Raw genomic sequence first — 1524 nt, 5'->3', positions numbered from 1 at the left:
GCGGGCACCACCTGGAGCTACGATAACCAAGCGGCAACCCTGGCTGACGGCACCTATAACGTGCAGGTGCGTGTCATCGACACGGCCGGCAACGTGGGTCAAACCGCGAGCCAGAGTGTAACGGTTGATGGTGTTGTTTCGACTGCAGCGATCGCGATCACCTCGATCACAACTGACTCGGGCGCGAGCGCAACCGACTACATCACCAACGACAATACCCTGGTCTTCAACGGCACCTTGGGCGCTGCCCTGGCAGCCGATGAAAAAGCGCAGATCAGCCTGGACGGCGGGGTGACCTGGCTGGACAGCACTGTATCGGGCACTACCTGGAGCTACGATAACCAGGCAGCTACCTTGGCTGACGGCACCTATAACGTGCAGGTCCGCGTCATCGACACAGCGGGCAATGTGGGTCAAACCGCGAGCCAGAGCGTCGTCATTGATGGTGCTGTATCAAGTGCAGCCATCGCGATTACGTCGATCAGCGTCGACTCGGGTGCTAACACTTCCGACTACATCACCAGCGACAACACCTTGGTCTTCAACGGCACCTTGGGTGCTGCCCTGGCAGCCGATGAAAAGGCGCAGATCAGTCTGGACGGCGGGGCGACCTGGCTGGACAGCACTGTCTCGGGCACCACCTGGAGCTACGATAACCAGGCGGCTACCTTGGCTGACGGCACCTACAACGTGCAGGTGCGTGTTATCGACACAGCCGGCAACGTAGGTCAATCCGCGAGCCAGAACGTCGTCATTGATGGTGTTGTTTCGACTGCAGCGATCGCGATCACCTCGATCACTACCGACTCCGGTGCGAGCGCAACCGACTACATCACCAACGACAACACCCTGGTGTTCAACGGCACCTTGGGTGCTGCTTTGGCAGCCGACGAAAAAGCGCAGATCAGCCTGGACGGCGGGGCGACCTGGCTGGACAGCACTGTCTCGGGCACCACCTGGAGCTACGATAACCAGGCGGCTACCTTGGCTGACGGCACCTACAACGTGCAGGTGCGTGTTATCGACACAGCCGGCAACGTAGGTCAATCCGCGAGCCAGAACGTCGTCATTGATGGTGTTGTTTCGACTGCAGCGATCGCGATCACCTCGATCACAACTGACTCGGGTGCGAGCGCTACCGACTACATCACTAGCGACAACACTTTGGTGTTTAACGGCACCCTGGGCGCTGCCCTGGCAGCCGATGAGAAGGCGCAGATCAGCCTGGATGGCGGTACCACTTGGCTGGACAGCACTGTCTCGGGCACTACCTGGAGCTACGACAATCAGGCCGCGACCTTGGGTGACGACCCCTACACCGTGCAGGTGCGTGTTATCGACACAGCCGGCAACGTAGGGCAATCCGCGAGCCAGAACGTCGTCATTGATGGTGTTGTTTCGACTGCAGCGATCGCGATCACCTCGATCACAACTGACTCGGGTGCGAGCGCTACCGACTACATCACTAGCGACAACACTCTGGTGTTTAACGGCACCCTGGGCGCTGCCCTGGCAGCCGATGAA

At 59.7% G+C, this 1524-nt stretch carries 1 protein-coding gene; it reads left to right on the top strand.

The window, feature by feature from the left end; genetic code table 11:
• The coding region (locus CER19_RS25415) for an Ig-like domain-containing protein (RefSeq protein WP_178088131.1) at positions 1–1524 on the top strand (1524 nt) is incomplete at both ends.

It is taken from the genome of Pseudomonas sp. GL93, from assembly GCF_003408955.1.
Taxonomy (GTDB): domain Bacteria; phylum Pseudomonadota; class Gammaproteobacteria; order Pseudomonadales; family Pseudomonadaceae; genus Aquipseudomonas; species Aquipseudomonas paracarnis.
The sequence above is the reverse complement of the archived record's forward strand: the minus strand, read 5'-3'. Positions and strand labels throughout refer to the sequence as shown.